Source organism: Peribacillus sp. GL_122 (genome assembly GCF_057835005.1).
In genome coordinates this window covers 2,605,735-2,626,929 of record NZ_CM174415.1, presented here as the reverse complement: position 1 = coordinate 2,626,929, position 21,195 = coordinate 2,605,735, and the positions used below count along the sequence as shown (strand labels likewise).

General features: G+C 33.0%; 17 protein-coding genes and 2 pseudogenes. 4 read left to right on the top strand and 15 right to left on the bottom strand.

From position 1 onward, the window contains the following. The first annotated feature begins 313 nt into the window (after positions 1–313). Positions 314–1,384, top strand: a complete 1,071-nt coding sequence (locus tag AC3ISB_RS12680) for a DUF3900 domain-containing protein (protein WP_489276614.1) — start codon at positions 314–316, stop codon at positions 1,382–1,384. A 321-nt stretch (positions 1,385–1,705) separates the two neighbouring features. On the opposite strand, the pseudogene AC3ISB_RS12675 reads toward AC3ISB_RS12680, so the two are convergent. Then, positions 1,706–1,852, bottom strand: a pseudogene (locus tag AC3ISB_RS12675) (Arm DNA-binding domain-containing protein); the annotation flags it as partial. A gap of 74 nt (positions 1,853–1,926) precedes the next feature. Here AC3ISB_RS12675 and AC3ISB_RS12670 point away from each other — a divergent pair. Beyond that, positions 1,927–2,311 (top strand): annotated as a pseudogene (locus AC3ISB_RS12670) (DUF3900 domain-containing protein); the annotation flags it as partial. A 106-nt stretch (positions 2,312–2,417) separates the two neighbouring features. Here the strand turns inward: AC3ISB_RS12670 and AC3ISB_RS12665 are convergent. The 3 genes from AC3ISB_RS12665 to AC3ISB_RS12655 all read right to left on the bottom strand — a co-directional run bounded on the left by AC3ISB_RS12665 (position 2,418) and on the right by AC3ISB_RS12655 (position 4,654). Beyond that, the gene (locus AC3ISB_RS12665; RefSeq protein ID WP_489276612.1) at positions 2,418–3,068 is read right to left on the bottom strand and encodes a dCTP deaminase domain-containing protein; all 651 of its coding nucleotides are present in this window, start codon (positions 3,066–3,068) and stop codon (positions 2,418–2,420) included. A gap of 18 nt (positions 3,069–3,086) precedes the next feature. Beyond that, a complete protein-coding gene (gene dcd, locus AC3ISB_RS12660; protein WP_489276610.1) occupies positions 3,087–3,611 on the bottom strand; it encodes a dCTP deaminase in 525 nt (174 codons plus the stop codon). Between the two features lie 767 nt (positions 3,612–4,378). Next, complete coding sequence (locus AC3ISB_RS12655; protein WP_489276608.1) at positions 4,379–4,654, bottom strand: hypothetical protein; 276 nt, start codon at positions 4,652–4,654, stop codon at positions 4,379–4,381. A gap of 663 nt (positions 4,655–5,317) precedes the next feature. On the opposite strand from AC3ISB_RS12655, the gene AC3ISB_RS12650 reads away from it, so the two are divergent. After that, positions 5,318–6,190 (top strand): hypothetical protein, encoded by an 873-nt coding sequence (locus AC3ISB_RS12650; protein ID WP_489276606.1) that lies wholly within the window; start codon positions 5,318–5,320, stop codon positions 6,188–6,190. A 461-nt stretch (positions 6,191–6,651) separates the two neighbouring features. Here AC3ISB_RS12650 and AC3ISB_RS12645 read toward each other — a convergent pair whose 3' ends face one another. Next, complete coding sequence (locus AC3ISB_RS12645; protein WP_489276605.1) at positions 6,652–6,846, bottom strand: recombinase family protein; 195 nt, start codon at positions 6,844–6,846, stop codon at positions 6,652–6,654. A gap of 150 nt (positions 6,847–6,996) precedes the next feature. Here AC3ISB_RS12645 and AC3ISB_RS12640 point away from each other — a divergent pair, with 150 nt between their 5' ends. Beyond that, positions 6,997–7,875 carry an HNH endonuclease gene (locus AC3ISB_RS12640; protein WP_489276603.1) on the top strand — a complete coding sequence of 293 codons (879 nt, stop codon included), beginning with the start codon at positions 6,997–6,999 and terminating at the stop codon, positions 7,873–7,875. A 280-nt stretch (positions 7,876–8,155) separates the two neighbouring features. On the opposite strand, the gene AC3ISB_RS12635 is transcribed toward AC3ISB_RS12640, so the two are convergent. The 10 genes from AC3ISB_RS12635 to AC3ISB_RS12590 all read right to left on the bottom strand — a co-directional run bounded on the left by AC3ISB_RS12635 (position 8,156) and on the right by AC3ISB_RS12590 (position 21,173). Then, on the bottom strand, positions 8,156–8,740 hold the full coding sequence (locus tag AC3ISB_RS12635) for a recombinase family protein (protein ID WP_489276601.1): 585 nt from the start codon (positions 8,738–8,740) through the stop codon (positions 8,156–8,158). 455 nt (positions 8,741–9,195) lie between these two features. Next, entirely contained in the window at positions 9,196–12,213 is a 3,018-nt protein-coding gene (locus AC3ISB_RS12630) for an HD domain-containing protein (protein WP_489276599.1), read from the bottom strand. 435 nt (positions 12,214–12,648) lie between these two features. Continuing rightward, the gene (locus tag AC3ISB_RS12625) at positions 12,649–13,392 is read right to left on the bottom strand and encodes a hypothetical protein (RefSeq protein WP_489276597.1); all 744 of its coding nucleotides are present in this window, start codon (positions 13,390–13,392) and stop codon (positions 12,649–12,651) included. Positions 13,393–13,394: 2 nt separating this feature from the next. Next, positions 13,395–13,823, bottom strand: coding sequence for a hypothetical protein (locus AC3ISB_RS12620; protein ID WP_489276596.1), 429 nt, complete (start codon positions 13,821–13,823; stop codon positions 13,395–13,397). Positions 13,824–13,850: 27 nt separating this feature from the next. After that, positions 13,851–14,786 (bottom strand): HNH endonuclease, encoded by a 936-nt coding sequence (locus AC3ISB_RS12615; protein WP_489276594.1) that lies wholly within the window; start codon positions 14,784–14,786, stop codon positions 13,851–13,853. Between the two features lie 80 nt (positions 14,787–14,866). Next, positions 14,867–15,997 (bottom strand): HNH endonuclease, encoded by a 1,131-nt coding sequence (locus AC3ISB_RS12610; RefSeq protein WP_489276592.1) that lies wholly within the window; start codon positions 15,995–15,997, stop codon positions 14,867–14,869. 323 nt (positions 15,998–16,320) lie between these two features. Then, positions 16,321–16,965 carry a hypothetical protein gene (locus AC3ISB_RS12605; RefSeq protein ID WP_489276591.1) on the bottom strand — a complete coding sequence of 215 codons (645 nt, stop codon included), beginning with the start codon at positions 16,963–16,965 and terminating at the stop codon, positions 16,321–16,323. A 669-nt stretch (positions 16,966–17,634) separates the two neighbouring features. Then, positions 17,635–18,795 carry a helix-turn-helix domain-containing protein gene (locus AC3ISB_RS12600; RefSeq protein ID WP_489276589.1) on the bottom strand — a complete coding sequence of 387 codons (1,161 nt, stop codon included), beginning with the start codon at positions 18,793–18,795 and terminating at the stop codon, positions 17,635–17,637. Positions 18,796–20,039: 1,244 nt separating this feature from the next. Continuing rightward, positions 20,040–20,561 (bottom strand): hypothetical protein, encoded by a 522-nt coding sequence (locus AC3ISB_RS12595; RefSeq protein ID WP_489276588.1) that lies wholly within the window; start codon positions 20,559–20,561, stop codon positions 20,040–20,042. A 15-nt stretch (positions 20,562–20,576) separates the two neighbouring features. Next, positions 20,577–21,173, bottom strand: coding sequence for a hypothetical protein (locus tag AC3ISB_RS12590; protein WP_489276587.1), 597 nt, complete (start codon positions 21,171–21,173; stop codon positions 20,577–20,579). Positions 21,174–21,195: the final 22 nt, after the last annotated feature.

Here is a 21,195-nt window from a genome sequence, read left to right as displayed (position 1 = left end):
CTTTATTATTCAACAGAATTATCCATCATTAACAATGAATGATTAAAAAATCATTATTTTAATATTTATAAAAGTAAGATGTTGGAGTATTCCCTGTATTCCTATAAACTGTTCTTGTAAAAGTTCTTATATATTTAATTTTATAGAGAATCATTATTTATTTTTCCCTATGTATTATTATGAAATAATTCATCAATATTATTCTGATCTTTCGTGCACCAATCGTTTGACGGAATCAAAGTACATCACTATACTTATTAAGTCTTAAAAAAAGTACGGGAATTATGCTTAATAATTGAAGAAGGTGACATTCATGGATTTTACGATTACCTATCTGTCTTTTTATTTAATCCAAGTCGAAGGAAAAGGCGATCAGGCAGATAAGCGTTTTAAACATTTCCAAACTCTTGATACCCAAGAATACGAGGAAAGTCCTCTAAAGGATTTTTTGGATGGGGAATTGATGAAGATTTCCAAGCGAAAAGTGGACCGTCATCCAAAAACTGAACAAATACCGACGAAAATCGGTTCTTTCATTGTAGAAGAAGGCCATGCACTTGATTCCAACCCTAATTACAATGTATTTAACCGTGTTCGATATGCCAAAACGAAAGAAGAATTCCAAGAAGAAAATGAACAATTCACGCGGTCCTATATTGATACAAGTGCAGTCCGTGGCGGTGTCTTCATAATTGCATCGGCTAAATTATCGAAATATCTTGATGAACCATTCGTTTTCTTATTAAAATGTGATTTCGAGCCGAAAGTCGCTTCCATTTCGGATGAACGGACCTTGATTAGGCACGTTGAAATGGCAATCACCACTAAAAATATGAAATCCATTCAATACCCATACATGCCCGAAGAAGGTATGGTCGAAGAAGGCGAACTGAAAATCCACCAGGCTTCACATGCTCGCTACTTTGAGGACTTCCTGAAATTCGTTGAATATGGTGAATCGATGCCAGAAATCATGAAAAACCAGGTCATCCATATGGTCCATGAACATGTATCCGCTCAATTCGAAGAAAACAGTGACGAACTGCACAAATTCGAACAGGACCTGGAAATCTGGGAAACGAGTGAAAAGCGGGAAATCCAGGAACGTCTTGAAACCCATCAGGTCGTCGAAGCAACAGCCCAGATTGTCGAGCATACACCTGAAGCCGAACTTCGCATGAAACTAGGCAGTACATCAATCAAAGGACTTCTAGCCGATTTCGGCGACAGCATCCATTTAGGAAAGATTAATGGGAAGTATGTATTAATGATTGAATCCGATACAATAGAGTTCGATAAAGGTGTTTCGCCGATTGAATTTCATAGGCCGGATGATTTGATGGAGATTGTGGAGCGGATTAATAGGAAAAGTATTGGGGAGTAAACAGGGTTTTGGAGAGTTTTGAAGTGTTTTATATTGGCTTTTGTATGTTTTCTCCAATGCTATTGATATATCTACGATTGCAAGTGTTTATGTGACCACGAAATGAGCGTTAAAAAGAGTGTTTGTGACCAAAAATGTGACCACGGTTGTGACCATAAAAAATAAAAAATCAAGGTCTTAGTAGTTTTGTTTTAAGGCTTCCATTTAATGAAATTATTATTCTTGCCACTCAGCTTGCAAAAAAGCAGAGTGGTTTTTCCTATTAAAATTTATCTGTACAATAAAAAGACATCCATACTTCATCGGATGTTTTTCACCCTATTTCACCTGTGCTTGCTCCGCTTCCTTCTTAGTATTGAAACCCCTTTTCTTTTTTTGTGTTCGTTTCCCTGTTAAGGGGTCTGTACCCATATCTATTACATAGAAATACTTACCTGTTTGTCTGTCTTTCTTGATACTGCCTTTCACTGTTAAAAAACCTCCTTGATTTCCTAACAGCCAATAGAGTTTACCCTTAGTTCTATTTTACCTAATCTTATAAGAATTTAATAGAACTACAATCCATGCTTACAACCATTCTTATTAACATCCACCTTTCGATACCCCTTATGCCCGAAGAAGGAATAACCGAAAAAGGTGAACTGAAAACCCACCAGGCATCTCACGCCCGCTACTTCTAGGATTTCCTGAAATTCGTGGAATATGGTCGAAGAGAACCGTGACGAATTGCATCAATTCGAAAAGGACTTGGAAATCTGGGAAACGAGTGAAAAGCGGGAAATCCAGGAGCGTCTAGAAACCCACCAAGTTGTCGAGCATACACCTAAATCAGAACTGCGCATGAGGCTTGGGAATAAATCTATAAAAGGACCGCTTGCAGATTTTAGGGATATCATCCATGTAGGCAAGGTTAACGGGAAGTATGTTTTAAAAGCAAAAAATAGTAGGGATTAATTATTGATGAACCAGTCCTACATCATTTTAACGCTTGATAATATAAAGTAAACAAACCAACCTAGCTAGGTTGGTTTGTTTACTTTATGGCAGTAATTAACTGAACTATACCAATTAATATTGATACAAGTAATGCAAAAGTTGCAATGAATGCCCCATTTGCCTCAATAGTATCTCTAATATTTTTTAGTTTACCTTCATTTTGTCGTCCTTCAATACGTTTAGATTGTTTGTCATAAGGCCGTGATCCCGGGAGTATTTCATGAATAACTAAACTACAAAATTTTTGACCTCTCTTTAAATGAATTGTCCTCTGGCCCAAGTTAAATATTGTTATGTTTAAGTTTCCGTGGTAACCCGGATCTACTTTTGAGGTAGTGTTTGATATACCATCTTGTAAAAGTCCCACTTTAGGAAGTATCTGACCAAATCTATTTTTAGGAAAATGAACATGTTCCTCGGTTTGAATTACGACCGCTGAACGTGGGAGAAGTTTTATAGTGCCTCCCTCTCCTAACTCTGTCTTGTGAAGATCTCTGTGATCACGGTATTCAGCACCTACTCTAAGATCGTATGACGAGTTAGCTTCCTTCTCATTGCTTAATTGTGTATTATCAAGTTGATTAATATATATTACATCTCCATCGATTCCATTCTTTGACTGAAAGTCACTCTGGGATGTTACTATCGTCTGATCATCTCCGGATAAAATTAAAGGCACAACAGACATTTATTTTCCCCCTAGCGATTATTTTGATTGAAAGTCTTTATATAATAAACTAGCTTGAATACCCGAATTATCCTGATACTTCTCACTTGAATACTTTTCATACTCTCCTACAATACTATGGTAGTAAATTTGGCATATATTAATTCCTGTGTATATTCTTATTGGTTGGATACAATAAATCTCCAATGTCCAATATCCTTTGAAACCTACGTTCCCATAGGGGGAAGAGACATGTATAGATACACCTAGTCTTCCAATTGAAGATCTTCCCTCTAGAGTCGGAACATAGTTTAGGGTTTCTGTATATTCCATAGTCCTACCCAAGTATAGTTTTCCAGGTTGTATAATTAAGCCTTCTGGCGGGATATTGATCTTCTTAGTTTTATTCTCCTTCTTCATATCTAATTCATCTTCTATATATACAAGAAGTTCGTTATGTAATCTTAAATTATAACTATTTGGGTTCAGCTGATTCTCCTGAAAAGGATTAATAATAATATCTTTACCGATGTTCTTTTTTATTTCTTCCCCAGATAATATCAATAGTTAATATTCTCCTTTTCTACAATAATCGAGAATTTCATCAAGTTTTTCCTTTCTATTATATGTCACTTTTTTAGTAGATACTACACTTATATGAATATTTTGTATGTTTTGTAGATCCTTATACACAAAAATTAATCCTGCAAGTCCTATAAAACGGGCTATGCATGCAGAACATCTTGGGATCGATATACGCTGCTAAGACGTTTGACAGAGATCCATATATATCAGAGTATGTAAACGGCGGGAAGGTTATGCAATCTTGGAGGGAAGCCTGCACGGTTTGTTGATAAGAAAGAAACGCCATTTCCTGAAGTCAACAAGTTTATGGCTAGGTAAAGATGGAGAAGATACAATCTATACAATCTAAAATACTCTACCCTTAGATTCATCTTGTTCTTTTAGGTATTATTTCTATATCCACTAATACTCTTTTAATCTCAGTGATAAAAGTCTGAATCGAGTTAAGCTACGCTATACATACTGAAGTATCAGACTAGTCTCATCTTCAAAAACTTTGAAATTTTGTACGCTATGTCTCCCCCCTACCCCTGTGTTTGTCAAGTGTTTGTCTTGTTTCCATAGTTGCTTGTCGCCTGGTCTAATGACTTGTCTTCGGTCATGACATCATTGCTTTGAAATACAATTTGTAATCTTACTGGTCATTTAAGGTAATCTATGTAGTATTGCTAGCATTGTTCTATAATAGCCATATAAATTAGATAAGCCAAACAAAAAAACCACTCTATTAAGTGGTTTTAAACTAATTATCTAACTATGTATATCGACGTTTCTTTGTAATATTGCATATGGTAGTCCTCTTCATAACCTACCACTTCATTCTTACTAGTATAAGGGTTATTTTCATAAACCGGACGTTTTTTCCTTTGGTGCAATGAACATTTATTATATTCAGTTTCTACTGTGTATGTATGATTCTCAATTATCTTCCCTCCCCTTTCTAAAATAACAATTTCATCGGTATTGTTTAGAAAATTAATTAATTCTTTTCCAGTGTATTTATTACCAACAACTAATGGCATAATATCCCTCCTAATCCATTTTTACTAAGCTTACCATATTCATATACCTTTAACTATTATTATGTGCATACTTCATGTCGTATTCTCCGAATGTTTCAATACTGTCTAACATATAAGTTTTGTAACGGAAGCATCCAGTCTGCAGAACAAGTAAATACTCATCAAACTTATATAGATTTTTTATCGTAAACATACTGCTCGCTATATGTCTTTGTATATTATTGACAAGCGGTATATTTACCTTTCGTCTGAGGCAATCTTTCTGGACAAGTTGTTATAATGGTTAACGGAATTTAATACTGCTACTATCATCATATTTACAACGAAAGAATGACTTGCCACATACTACTTGTACATTTACATCTTCTATAACTGTTGCTAAACTTTTTCTTCATTTCTTTTGTGAAAGATTTTGAATTCATAAGTTTAGCTGTATCCGATTTGAGTTTTCTCTTCTTTTGCTTGAGGTGGTGAATCTTTACGCTCATCTCTAAACATTTAACAACAAGTCCATTCTTTAAGACTCCATTATTTTGTAAAAATTCACCCTTTAATACTACTATTTAGTATAATACTAGATAGTAAAAACCCCTAGGATTTTCCTGGTAGTATTAGGAGTTTAGTTAACTAGAAATCGAATCAAGAACAATGGGAGGAAGACTTATGGAAGTTCAGAATGAACAGAATACCAATCGACAGCAAACAAATAATATGCGAGGAATCATGAAACTCATAAAAAAAGTTCCAAATTGGTTTTGGATTGGAGTTTTAATTTTCGTTGGCTTTCCACTAATTTTAAACCTTGTTATCACCAACCTTTCAGTTCCTTGGAGTTATGTAGGAGATGGAAAAGATTGGATAGGTTTTTTTAGTAATTTTTCTGGAGGAATTATTGGTGCTTTTGTTGCTTTGTTTGTCGCCAAAACTCAAGGAAAAGAACAAAAGGAGTTATTTGACAGACAACTAGCAACAGCCGCCGAAAAGGAAGCTAAAAATAGAAAGCTTGCTCAACTTCAGCCACTGTTAATTATTCAATACGAGCTGACTGAATCAATAGAATCTTTAAAAAAAGTAAACATTCTAAGGAGAAAAACAATTGAGAACATTAAGGAACGCGAGAGCAATGTAAACCCAAAAGAAGAAGAACAATTAGAAATGAGAAAAGAAGCTGAACATAGAGTTTACAACCTACGCCCTATAAATGAAACTTTGTTCTCTTATATACACTTAATCGAAGATTTTGAACTTCAACGTAAATTATATTTGCGATTTAGCCAATATAAAGATTTTGCTGAAGCTCTTCCAATAGACTTATTCAGTGAAGAATGGAAGTATACACCTGAAAACGGGATGTCACTTCAAACTGCCACTTATGAAGCTAAAATGTTAAAAGAAAGAAGAAACTTATTTGTTGTTAATAAGAAAGAGCAATTCTGGCATTTTATTGATACTAACTTCATTCAATCATTAAATGATTTAATAAATGCAGTTAATACAGAAATTGAAACCATAAACCAAATTAGAATATCATCTTAAACTTTGAAACCAAAGGGGATTTCTCATTTGAATCCCCCTGAAAATACTCCTTTTTTTCAACTTAACCTTTTATCAAAACTAATAAAATCGATATATTATTAATTGCATTAGCAGGGACATCAATATATAAAGTATTAGCACTTGGATAGATGTTTGTTCGAGGCTTATCGAAGAAAATAAAATGTCTTGTACGTGGATCAACCCACTTGCGGCATTAAGCCAATAAAAGTGGGAGCATCTTGTCGAAAATAGCCCCCCCCCACCTCTTTAATAAACCTATTAAATCAAAGCATTTTCTTAAACTTCAAAATCGCATTTAATTTATCGAGCATTAGATATTTCTTTATTCACTACTACCCTTTATAACCTACTTTGAATTTTATTCCAATGCCTTTTCACCTGATTTTTAATTAACACTTGTACAGGTAACTCTTTCATTTTCTCATGTGTCTCTAGAAGCATTAAAGCATGTTGTACTTGTTGCTTGGAATTTTCCTTGGTCTGCCTTCTCTAAAATCATTTCGCTGCTTTGCAATTACTTTTCCTTCTTGAGTACGTTCTACGATTAAGTTACGTTCCATTTCAGCCACTGTAAGCAGTGTAGTCAAGAAGCAACGTCCCATTGTTGTATTCTCCAATAGATCAACATTCAGCACATGAAGCTTTATACTTGTGTCGAACAGATTCTCAATGACCTTTAATACCTTCTATAAAAGGACACTTTCATTTTACCGTGCAATAACTCTAGTAGATTGGTACAATATTTTACAGACATAATAAATAAGTTTAACAAGGGGGAGTTAAATATGAAAGGATACATTGGCGTTACAACAAGAGAGTGGTTTACATATTTATCAAATAACAAAGGTATAAATGAAGTGAATTTTTGGCGTAAAAACACCAATCAATTTAATGTATTAACAGCCGGAGAGCCATTCTTTTTCTTAGTTAAAAATGAAAAGGGTATTAAAGGCGAAAGAGCTGTATTAGGTAAGGCTACATATGAAAGATTTGAAGTTTTAACTGTTAATGAAGCATGGGATAGGTACGGGCAAGGTAATGGTGATGCAGATAAAGAAAGTTTTATGACGAGAATTAATAGTATGTTTGAAACAGATACAGATAACGGTGAAATAGGGTGTATTATTTTATCCGATTTTCAACCATTTGTTAACCCTGTTTATTTAAGTGAAACTGACATCGAATTTCAAAATAGTGTGGTGTCTGGAAAGGGAATAACAGAAACGGAAGTAAATATTATCAATGAATATGGATTTAGTACGATGGGATCGATTATTCGTAAACTTAATGAAGTTAATAGTGTTGGGTTTACGGAAGATGACGAAGGGTTTCCAGAAGGTAAGCGTATGTTAAAACAGCACTTAGTAAGAGAACGTAATACCGAAGTTATAAAACTTGCAAAGGAGCGGTTTATGCAACGGCATGGCAAGTTATTTTGTGAGGTATGCGGATTTGATTTTAAAGCACATTACGGTGATATAGGCGAGGGATATATAGAAGGTCATCATACTAAACCCGTATCGGAAATGGCTGAAAACGAGCAAACAAAGGTAGAAGATATAACCTTAGTTTGTGCTAACTGTCACCGCATGTTACACCGTAAAAGACCATGGTTATCTACAAATAAACTTAAAGGTTTGTTAAGTACCAACTTAGTTAAATAAACGTAAAAAATACGGGTTTGCGTAACGCTTGCCCGTATTATGCATTTAATATTTTTATGGATATCCATCATCTACTCTTTGATATTAAAATATTCTAGGAATCTTTCATGATCTTGTGCCAATTTAGCAAGTTCCTCGAATGATTTTTTATCACTTTCGTTTAATGCCTTATCTATAAACTGCAATATCTCAAATTCACTATACAATGTTTTAACAGTATATAATTTCCATCCTTCTTCAACTTCCTCTCCTCCATTCCATGGTTAAATCAAGCTCCTTCTCAACGCTGCCCTTCCTTAACCGCTCTATATAAAGTAGCCCTGCTTATCTTAGTTATGTCAGATATCTCATTAACTGTCAGTTTATTAGTGTCCCTATTGTTGAATAGCTCCAAAGCATGATGTAATCCTTTGTGCTTATCAGTGTACTTCTGAGGTCTTCCTTTATATACTCCTCTTTGCTTTGCTAACTCTATACCTTCCAATTGCCTTTCCTTAATCATGTCAGCTTCAAATTCAGCAATACCACTTAATACAGTTATCATTAGCTTACCGATAGCAGTAGAGGTATCAACCTTATCGCCACCCATATTTAACACAACAAGACTAACATTCTTTTGGTTAAGTAACTCAATTGTACTTAAGGCGTCCTTTGTACTTCTAGCAAACCGATCTAACTTCGTTACAACTATAGTATCACCATCTTGGACTGTCTCAATTAGTTTATTAAACTCCTCTCTATTATCTTTCTTTCTGCCACTAACCTTTTCCTTATATATAACTTCACAACCATTGTCTTTTAATTGGTTAATCTGTGCAGCCAGATTCTGACCCAATGAAGAAACCCTTCCATATCCATATCTCATATTCCATCACCTTTTCCTGTACATTTATAATACATGTATATGATACATCATAAAGTTGCATTCTTACTGGGTCAAGATAATGTTCCAAATGGGTGTACTTATATGAGACAACTCTTTCCTTTTACAGATTGAATGCTATAACAAAAAGACATCCTAATCTTCGGATGTCTTATCAAAATCATTTATTTTTGTTCTAGAAGAACCTTTGTGACTAATTCAATCTCACTTTCATCACTTAGTTTATATTACGATGCTTTCTTAACATACCAAACTTTTCAGTGGTCAATTTATCCATTATGACTTCATTTTCAATAGGATTAATATCGTTCTAAATAGACTTGAGTACTTCTAATAATGACTTAATATTTCTTTATTATCCCATTTTTAACGTATCCCAAGTTCTCTAAAGAAGTTCTAAAAAGTTCTAACATAAAGAGATTTTTAAAATTAACTCCTTAATTATCCAAATAATTCATTTGACTATTAAAATACCAAGGAAAATCCCATACATCAACTTGTGGCATTTGCATACTTTCATCGACAAGATCCATATTCACCAATTTGCCCCAAAAGGATACTAATTCTCGATTAAATTCTTTATAAACCTCTGGAACTCTAATAAATACTCCTTTTACTATCTCTGCATGGGTACCTCTCTGCAGTATTTTCAACCACTCTAAATCAAAATTGTCCATTTTATATACTGAATTTGACATTATGGAATCGAAGTTATCACAAAGTTCTTGCAAAAGGTCATCAGCTTCTTCATTCTTATACTCATCATTATTAAATAGTGGACTGATCAAGGGATGAGACTTATTAAATCTATGATAATACTGTCCTCTTTCAGAAGGAACACACAATATCTCTTTCTCTCCATTATTTAAACTGCTTGTAATACGATTTGTTATGTCATAATCGTCAATAATTTTATGAATTCTCTCCTTATCATATACCTTGATATGTATACCAGAAACAGGAGAAACAAGAGTTATATCTGTAAGGAGAAAACGTTCTCTATTGCCATATAATTGACCAATAAAATTCGCTATATCAGATGCAATTTTATTTGAAAATTCACTAAGCACGATAATATGTAAATTTTCCTTGAATGCATAGTCTGCCATTTTAGGTAAGTAATCTTTTGACCAATTTCTATCTATTACACCTAAGTAACGATATTCATTCAAATCTTTACCTTTCCTTCGTACAATTTCCCCATTAAAGGAAATAGTAGGGAAATAAATAATATCAAAGAAGAATTCTTTAGCTTCTTCAGAAATTGTCCGAGTTTTTGTGGGCGCTCCTATAAACCCAATATCAATCAGGGAATCTACGTAGCCACAATATTCATCAAAAGAATGAGAATCCATATAAGAATTCAGATGCTTCCTAAACTCAGAAATGATTAACCTCTCAATTTTTTGCTTTAATTGCTGATACTTATCATCCAAAAGTACATCTGTACGATCTGGAGTGATAGTTAGACACCCCTGCTCAACTAGATTAATATTGGAGTAAACGTTTGTCCATTTTGGAAAAAGGTCTTGAATATTTTTAGTTGGAAGTATTTCAAAACTTTCTTTACTATGATTTGGAGATCCAATTTGAAAGTTACGCTGAGATAAACTTCCAAATAATCTCCCCTCAAAATTATATAATTCCGAACCATTTACTATATATAGCTGACCTTCAATTCCTAGTTTTAACAGTTCATTGGAATCTATTTCAAATACGTAATGACTGAAATTATTATTGCGCCGAAACTTCTTTTCATAAAAAAAGCCAGTGTCTACATGATCTTCAAATCGTACTAGTTTATTTTCCTTTGTATCTTGATTATAAGTTACACTTCCATCATCAGTTGTAATTTCAATTGGGAATGGTGGATGTGGAATAATTTTTTCAACTACTTCTATTATTGACTGATTGGTAAACGGATGGTTTTCCTTTAAAATTAACTCAATTCTAGTACCCACAGTTTTTCGATTAGAAGGCTTCTTTACACAATAACCATGAGCCGTAGGAATTTTATAATATATTGGTAAAGGAGGGCTAAAACGGTCTTCTGGCTCATTCAAACTTTCAATTACCATTGAATCTGCAATCATGAATGCTGATAATATACCTATACCGAATTCGCTAGTAATCCCTAGATCAGTTTCTCTAAACCTTGCTGTTGAATAATAGCTCTTTCCAACTTGTAAAAAGTAATCGGCAAAAATATTATCACTCATACCAATTCCGTTATCTTCAATAATTAGTTTATTACCGCTATATTTAATAGAAACAGTTGGTATGAAATTCTCAAATCGGTTAAGATACAAGTATTGTCTTGCCTTTATCGCATCTATGGCATTCTGGAGTAGCTCTCTTAATGCTGTTATTGGATGACGATAAAGACGCTCACCCATCAATAAATTTATCACTTTTTTATAATCTAATTCAAACTTAACTTCACTGTAAATATATGATCCATCAGAAGTAACTCTATCCGCTGTAATAGGTTCGGTTAGATGTAGAGTATATTTTTGCGAGATAGAATCTGTATATCCCCTTAACAACTCAATACTTTCTCTTCTCTCTAGTTCAATCCATTGAAGAAACAACCTTAGAGTTCGCTCCACTTCTGGAAAGTTACACTCTGCCTCAACTACTACATGATTGGGCTTTATGTCCCATCCGATAAATGATCTATGTTTCTGCCATTCTTGAATACTCACAGTGTTCTTCGGGCTAACAAATTCAAAGATTACCTTTGGTGTTCTCTCTGGGTCTAAGTCTAGAATATCTGCTAACCTTAAAATAATTGTGAGGTATTGAATGTTTACATACTCACCTTTAATTAGTTTATCCCGTGGCCATATCTTAGTATTATACAATGATTTTACAGGTTCACCGTGTCCATTACAAATAGCGACAACATATTTGTAGAGAGGAATATCTTCAATTGAAAGTTCAAACTTCCCATCAATTAATAGTCTCTCAATAAATTCTGCGCTTCTTTTAACATGATTCTTCCTTAGATATTCTGTGAATATACTGTCTTCAATAAAAGTTGCCTCACGGTGGTCAGTTTTCTTGTAATTTAGATATTCTTCGTATCTAGAGTCTAATTTTATAATCTGTTCGAATTCTTTAGATTCTATTATCTTTTCACGTTCTTCTGTTGAACAAGTCATACCAATGTCATGTAGATAGCCTGATATTATAAGCAAAGTTAATTCTATACTATTTAATTTATCTAGCGTTTCCTCTGGAATTATCTTACCCATTATTCTAATTACCTTAATACTGTGGGTAGCATCGTGCAGAGTATATTCTGGCATCTTCTCAGGGATTCGTGCTAAGAGTGGAGCAATATGACGGACTATTAATTTTACTTTTTCCGATAACTTTTCCTCTCGATCTTCTCTATCTACTAGTAGTTGATAAAGCCTAGTCTCCTCTAAATCATTAATAGGTCCATTCACTTCCTATTTCCCCTTTCCATATTAAGGACTATCTTTCAAAAAAAATAATTTCATTATGATTTAAATTTTCTGGAATTATATATTCATAATACAACATTTTTACAGTAATTCCATTAATGCTAAAATTATAAAAATATTCCGATGATTGTCAACCTATAATTCAAATACTTTAAATCCACCTTAAAATTGGCAAAGGGTTAAACATTATATCAACCAGCTACAAAAATAAGGCGTTATGTATGAATAATTTTAGATGGAACATGCTGTAGTAATTAAACCCAATAAAATCAAAATTTTATTAGATAGATTATTAAATGTATAGAGTTATATATAAGGTTATTAAGATATAATCCAATTAATAATAAACAGCGGCTGCTTTCAATTTGGTATTATGTATTTTAAATTAAAATAGCCTTTATCCTTCTGAACATCCCTTCATTTACTGCCAATCCTATTCAGTTCAGATATAAAAAGGTATGCCTTAGCAGGAATGTTAAACAAATTAACAATAATATTTAAGTTATATCTTTCACTATATATTTCTGCAATACGTTCTGTATGCGAATTATGGCTGCCTGAAACCATTAATGATGGTGCTAGATGTTTTGGACTTTTAAAAGGATTTTCACCTTTCATTGACTGTGGCATAATTTCATTTGCTAGGCCTGTAAAGTTAACTAACAACTCAGGCGAAGGGGTATAATTTTTCACCTCAAAAAAAGTTTGTAAATCCATATTGGGTATGTAACTGTAATACTTATAACCTTTCAGCTTGTACTTATGCGTAGAATCACATGTAATTACCCCAGGTTTTATAACTGCTATATCTGCTGCAATATAAATATCCGAAGGATTTTCATATGAAGCTATAGGGATATTGTGCCTTATTTCAAATATTATAGGTGTAGTTTTGCTCGTCTTTTTTATCTCTATATAAGAAAAATTTTCTGGATAACCTGTGGGTTTTACTTTGTATCTAAACTTGCCTCGTTGTAACCCTTTTACCTTAACTTCAAATCCCTCGTTCTCATAAAATTTAACCACGTAGTTATAACATGCTATCTCAAAGAAATCACTAACCTTTGTTGCATGTTTATTAATTTTAGTACTATAACTCGATAAAAAATTATCTATTTCGTTAACAAACCGTTTTATATTTTTAAATGGTTTAGTACTCATAACTATATCCCCCTAATCATCTCGATAACTTGCTGAAGAGAGCCTTTGTATAACAAATCTTGAGGGAAATCTAAATCCTTTAATATTTTAAAAAACGCATCTTGTATTTCCATTACTTCCTCAAACTGTTTATTTTCAAAGAAGTAGTTGTTAATTTGAATACTTATTTTTTCGCCTGTCTTCATCCCGTTATTTATAGAATTACTATTATTCAATGCTTCATAAAAGTTACTAACACCAAACAAGGGGAATAATATTTCCTCATAAAGAACTTTCAATTCAAGAGTGATTTCTAATATTTCTTTTTGTTCTTTTGAAATTACTAGATTCCCCTCCTTTTCTAATTCTTTTAATTCTTTTATATAGTAATTATAGCCTCTATTAAATCTACCCTTGAAATCAGGTAAGTTCTTATTAATATTTAAAATCATATTTTCGTTTCCCTTCTATGAAATATATCAATCCTTTAATCTGTTCTCTCTATGCCACTTTATATACTCCCTTTGATTCTCATTCATTCTAATACTCATAGATTTATTGATATTAAGAAAAACCCTCGTTGCTTCATCCAAACTATCTGGAATCATGATCATTCCATCATTGTCAAAACTAATATATCCCTTATCAAACAAAGAATCATGGTTTGGACAAAGAAGTAACCCATTATTAACATCTAGCCGCTCTTTATGATTAGATTGACTCCATGGCTTAATATGGCTAGCAACTAAGAATCGTTCATCTGAGACACCACACAGTCTACATTTTTTTTCAACAGCTAATAGAGCCTTTTTAAAAATTGACTGTCCTATACGTGCCTTAACAACCGATTCTTTTTCCGTTTTATCCAAAACAATCGGTGATTCTAAATCTTTTTGAAGTTTTAGAAAACTCTCATTATGCAGTGGATTCACTTTCTCGAGTAATAGGTTTACTTGCGAATTATTTAATCGCTTCCATCTTAACTTTAACGTAAGAGCTTGCAGTTCTGTATGATTCGGCGATGGATGAAAATCAATGGATAATTCCTGTAGTAATGCCCTGTTAACTACCAGAGGGGTATCTAATTTCATTGATTTTTCTGGATTTCCAAAAACAATTACCTCATTCTCCTGAACTTTATTTCTAAATAAGTGAGGATTTTGGTATTTCATCTTGATTGCATTATCCATTCTTGCCTCTTGAATAGGCAAAACTCTTTCTACTTCGTAAAATGCAGTGATACAGGGGCTATTACCTATGCTTTTATAAAAAAAAACGAAGTCCCCCTTTGAAACTTTGGTTTTTAAGATTGCCCCTCTTTGTCCTTCATCTCCATAAGTATATTCTGAGAAATGTGGGTCTTCTTCTCTATTATGTTTCTTTGGGTCTAAATATGGAATTAGATAACTGGTCAAATACGTTCCCCCTTAAAAAACTTAAAGATTGTCACTATAATCACCATTGTTTTATCAAGATAACTGATCGAATTATCACCCTATTTTTGTTGGGATATAAGAAACCTTAATTCCTCAACGGTTAACACTTTATCTTTCTGTCTATGTATCATCCTATGACAGTTCGAACAAATAGGAACAAGGTCTTCCTCAGGATCAATAGCAACCTCTTCACCTATAGAACTTAATGGTTTAACATGATGCACCTCGATGAAGTCCTTCCCCCGCTCACCATAAACCTTTTCAAAGTTAAACCCACAAACTACACAGCTTAAGCCATGAATTTCAATTGCCTTTTTTCTGTTTTCAGGATTCCTTTCATATCGCTTACCATAATACTCTTTAACTGCACCATCCTTGTAATAACTATCTTCCTCAGCCTTTTCTGAATCAATATCATTCACAATAACCTCGCTTAGCCTATAAAGACACTGAATAACTAAACTAAAATCAGAATCCTGCTGTTCTAGTAAATTTATTGCTTGATCAATGTTAATGTCCATGAATATACCTTTGTGTTTATCTTTTAATCCGATGAAATGTAATATTCCCATTGATTGATATCCACGACTTTCGTGGGAATTTAATCTTATGACATGCTTATCAAGCCAGCGGTGAGTTCTTGAATGGAAAAGGTATTCATACACAATTTTATCTCTTATGTAATTATCATAAAGTTGATATTCTCTAGACCTTTGTTTTGGTTCTAATCCGTTTATAACGGGCATTTCACTAGACTTATCAAGTACAATATTCTTCACATTAACCTTTGTAAATAACTTTTGAACACTATGATAATTTATAACTAATGGGTTACTTTTTGAATTCCCTTTTCTGAAACATGAATAGGAGCAAACAGCTAGCTTTTTATTGGATTTCAAGAACTCCTCTCCATATTTTTCAAGAAAATATTTTAAGGCAATTTCTCTAGTTGAACCCTCACCTTCCATTTTCTCTATAGGGGAATGTGAGTGTAAGTTTACTTCCTTATCCCGAATAGACAGAAGATACTGTTTAGAATCCACTTTAAACTCCCATATTTGATATTCCGCTTCAATATTTTCTTTAAGGAATAGCCTTTTAAATTCTTCATAACCCCTATTTACATTTGCATCATCATTAAATAAAACGACCTTAGGAAAATGAGCAGAAAAATCGTGAATATTAGACACTCTTTATCATTCCTTATATAAATAATATAGTTAGATACATAGCTTTTAAAACAAGATAGAAAAGAAGATAGAGCTTTCTTATTATCCTTTTCTCTGTTCAATAAATTTGACAGCTTTCTTAAAAAAGTTGACTCTTGATACATCTCCCTAGCCGTACAAGGATAAATAGCTTTTAATTTAGTACAACTTACTAAATCAATCTTCAATTGGCAATAAATCTCCATACTTTATTGTTTAGGAATATTATACCATGTAAAATTAAAGCAAAAAGAGCAGCAAATTAATGCTACCCTAAACAAAAGCATTGCGTTTTCCATTATTTATTATTGATTCAAAGACAGTTTGTTTTCCTTTAATAATTTTAATACTCTTTTTCTATCTTTATATGTTTCTCTCAATTCTTCTATTGTTTTATCTTTCAATACTCTTTTACCCATCTTAAAGATATCCTTCCATAGATAATCTTTCCCTTGAGGATGTCCATCTAAATAATCTGAAACACTCAATTTAAAAGCATTTTGAGCAACTTTATCATCAATGCGAAGTTTGTCATTAAAACCATATTTTCTTGTTGACTTTTCGTTATTATCTAAGTCAATACCAGCAAATACAGGTGGTTGTCCTTCCACGTAGTGTGGAAACATAATAGCTATATCATAGACTAGTTCATCAATTTCTACCCATGAATGACTGAAACTTGTAGGAAATGAATCATCTTTTACTTCTCCAATCATAAGTTTACAAATTATATCTTGTTCTTGTAGCAAAATATACATTGCGGCAGAAAAGAAATGACATCCTCCCTGCATCGGCTTGTTGGCGAAAAAATCTAATATTGTATTATATGTATTCTTTATTTCTTTATCTTTCTTATTAGCTAATTTAATTCCATTAACTTCCATTTTAACTTTTGTAACAACATGACCAAATGATTTTGTACGTAAACGATCTTTCATTGTAATAACCATACTAAGAGACACTCCTTATTGCAAAATTTGTTTTAATATACGTTCTATTTTAAAAGTTTTTCTGATTAGACCTCTAAAATACCATTTGCACTGCATGGATGATTAGATTTTAATTTTGTGCAGCTTACTAATTAAATCTTAATTTGTTATAAATCTCCACCTTTATTGCACAGGAATATTATACCATGTAAAAACAAAGAATAAGAGCAGCAATATATAAATTCTACTCTAATGAGAAATCATTCTAGTACTATTAGAAGACAATTATTCAAAGTTATGATCAATAAAGTAAAGTATATAAAAGACGGGTTTTATTAGTTTTTAAACTAAATGGTATAAGTACTGCCCCCTTTTTCAACCACCTGATTCAATATACAAAAAAGGAAGCCTCAATTAAGAGACTCCTTTAAGCGTTTTAATTGCTACAGACTTTTTATCTTATAAAAATCGAATAGTTGCACCATTCGCTCATATAACACATCTGCAAGTGCAACCTCTTAACACCTAGGTCATATCCTGCAATGATATCCTCAAGTTCTTGCTGTGAGTAAAATTATCTAATAGCTTTTCATCTTCTGCTGTGGTAAACGAACCTTCATCTCCTTACTCTTTAACTTCTCTTGTGGCGTTTCTCTGCCTTGCCTTATTTACGAAATTAGCTTTATGGGATTAACCAAGTAATGCTTTTATATCTTGTTCCATACCAGCTGTTTCTTTCTCTCTCCCCTCTTGTTCTTTCTTTTTCCTCCAAAACTCACGATAATCAACGCTTATAACATTCTTACTTGCATCTTCCCTATCCATCCGCTCTGATAGCTCCTTAGACCGTTTAATTTGATATCCAGCGTCTTTAAGAACACCATCTGCTAACCGTTTCAACATAAATCCAGTTGGGTTTTTCAATCCGATTTTTCCAGCCATTGCAATATGAAGAGCTTTAATTAAAACTTCCGCCCCATGTTGTTCTTGAAATATTTTAAGCTTAGATAATGCTTGTTCATTTAACTCACCTTCATACCCTTGGAAGGTATCTATTATTTTTTTGTCTAAACCAAGAAGCAGTTCAGGCTTTTTCATTGTAGCTTTAAATTCTTTAACATCTTGAACAGTATTCGTCTTAACACTTTGAGTATTACCCTTTTTAGTATTTATCATTTTCGTGTTGTTAGCTATGCACTCGGCAATAGCATTATTAACATCCTGCGAATACTGTGGTCTACTATAGATTTTCTTCACTTTCTCATTTTCCATAATTAAAATGTTACTGTACAGGAAACCATTTTCCTCCAAAATCTTTGTGTAATTCTTTACAGATCGGTCCGATACCCCCGTGTCTTCAGAAATTGTTGCTATGTTTGGAAAGCTTATCTTTCTATACCCGTTACCTTGATTAACAAATTTCATAATATATAGGAACTGTTTGAAGATAGCAGCTTTTGTACCCTTCATCTTTATACTCATAAACCTCAATATTTCATCCGTGAAAACTTGGATAAATTGTTCTTTAACTGATTCGGTTTCATTCACCCTAATGTAAAGCATATCAGAAGATTTGACGTTATTAATCTCAACATTGTTTTTAAAATCAATTGCATCATAAACTTTAATAAGTTGTTGTTCTATTAAGTTAGTTAATGATTGTTCAATCTTACATACTAGTGTCCTTCCTAAGTCGGAATATTCCATCAGTTGCTTTACTGATATTGAAGTAAACCCTGCTTTATTCTCAAAAGTTTTAATAACTCCATAAAGATATAAATCCATCGCATCTCTTTTATATGCTTCTTTGTCAAATTTCACAAACGTTCCTTGGTTATCTTGTTCAAACATAAAATATTATTCCTCTTTTCGTAATTTTTAAATAGTAGCGTTTCTCTAAATCGTTAATCATAAAAAATCCAAGCAACCAGAACAGCCAGAAAGCGAAGCAACCAAAAAAGCGAAGCGCCTCTTCTTATTATTTGTTTCTGTCTTATTTATTGTTTCTCTGTTATTAGTAGGCAAGTAGTGAGCGAATTTTTCACCTTTCATTCCTCAGCCTTAGGAATATTTAGTTCCATTTTTGCTGATCTTTTCCCTACAGTCAGGAACAAATTTGCTAATTTCTCAACTCATCTTTCATACCTATATACATTGAATAATTTCGATTATTAATAGGAATCAGCTCTAATTTCATTATACAAATCGAGAAATCGAGAAATTATGTCTTGAACCGTCATAAAAAAGCTGACGTTTCTCATCATCAAATCTGAAATGCCATGTCAAGAACTTTTTTTCAAAAAGGAGGACTTTTTTTACTTACAGGAATTGACTTCGATGAATCGCAATATTTCATTGTGGAATGTAGATAGACTTCATTTCATGGAGAACTTCCGTGAATTGGGTTGAACTTGATAAATGTTGGGAGTGGTAAACTATGTTCATGGGGTAGAAGAAGAGTAAATACGTTTCGTGTCGGGGATTTATAGTAGTGTTGTGTAGACTGAGGGGCTACACTGCTATTCCATAACAAGGGAGGATTCGTATATTGAAATAACATCTTCTCCATTCTTAATCTAAAACTTGTACATGATACACTATCGCTCTGCTCTTCTTGCAGATGAATGAAGGACAGCCGCAGCTGCCCTTAGAGGTATACAATTGTTCGATATCTACTTTGATTCCTAATGTAAAAATTTTGGAGTTAAAGTTATAATTTCGACTTGTTCTCTTTCCGAACTAACTAACTCCAAATATGTGCATTTCATCTTCTATTTCTTGGCACGAAACCACAACTGTAAGTTGTTTCATTACATGGTACTGTCTTAAAGATGCACTAAAGCCTGCTCCTTTAATTTCTGTCTGACCTAAAGCTACAAACCAATCCATTTTTTCTACAAATTAATTCTAGATAAACAGAGTCATCCCGTTCGTCCACTAAAATGTGGACACCATCTAAAGCAGCGTATTGTTTATATTTAGGATTCGTGGGTATATTGGAAAATTCCGCAAGTTCGGCTACTATTTATCTGTCTAACCATCTGATTGTGAATGATTTCTTTAAATACTCGTGGTTGCCTTAGCCAGTTCAACCGTTATACCTCAGTTTCACTCTGAAGAAGATCCATTAAATATTCTTTCAATTCACCTTCATCAATTCCAACTGCAGCAAAATCAAAAAATACGTCACCTAGTTTAAAATTCAATAATTCGTCGATTAACTCACCTAGTAGATTTCCTTCAAAAATATCAAATGAAACACCTTTTTCACTCCAAAAAGTGTAAGTTTCCCACCTCATACGTTCTATCTTTATCAATTCAATAATAGTATTCACAGTATCTTCCTTACTCATTTCTTCATTAAGGTTTGGTTGTTTCTGTAAGCAAATTCGAACAAAATTGTTTAAACGTTCTTCCTCGATAAACATATCATCCACGTTATAAGATAAGTCATCTTCGAATACCTTGTAATCTAACAACACATGTACAACACCTTCAAATTTAAGATCAAAAATCCCATAAATGTCTTGCAATCCATCATCAAAGATAGGGTCTAATAAGTTCTTAAACTCGAATTCAACTTCAAAAATCTTAACCAATGCATCAATTCTCTTCATACAGCATTCCCCCAGTTAATCTAATATGAAAAATTCTTCATAACTATTTCCTTTAATCCACTCTTTGAATATAGCTTTCCAAAGGACCTTTGCACATTCAAGAGAACATGCTCTCCTGAAACCAAACCAATCATCCTCAATTTCTTCACCATAATGATCAATATACTTACTAAAATCAAGCAAGAAATAACCGTCGTCTTTATCACTGGATATCTTTTTTCCACACAAAGCGCATTTACAAGACCATTTTCTTTTTAAGTTTGGTCTGAAACCCTTAAATTTCACTATTGCTTCAGGTAACTCAAAAGCCTTACCTAACTCTAATTTTGGGAAACTATGAATCACATTTCTATCATTATTAAAACTAATATAAGAGTTGAATTTATCCATTTTACCTTGATCATCTTTATGGCTATCATAAAACAAAGTTGCCTTCTCAATCATCTCGTGAAACTTCTTTTCGTTTATTATTTGCCCATCAAGGTTACAAGGGATAATTCCTGCCTTCCCATTCACAACGACATTCTTGAAAAACCACTCAGTAGGGAAAAAACTTTCAGAAGACTTTCTTGAAACCATGCCAAATACCTCCAATTCATGGTTTATTTCCATTTTAATTCACCTTATGTATTAG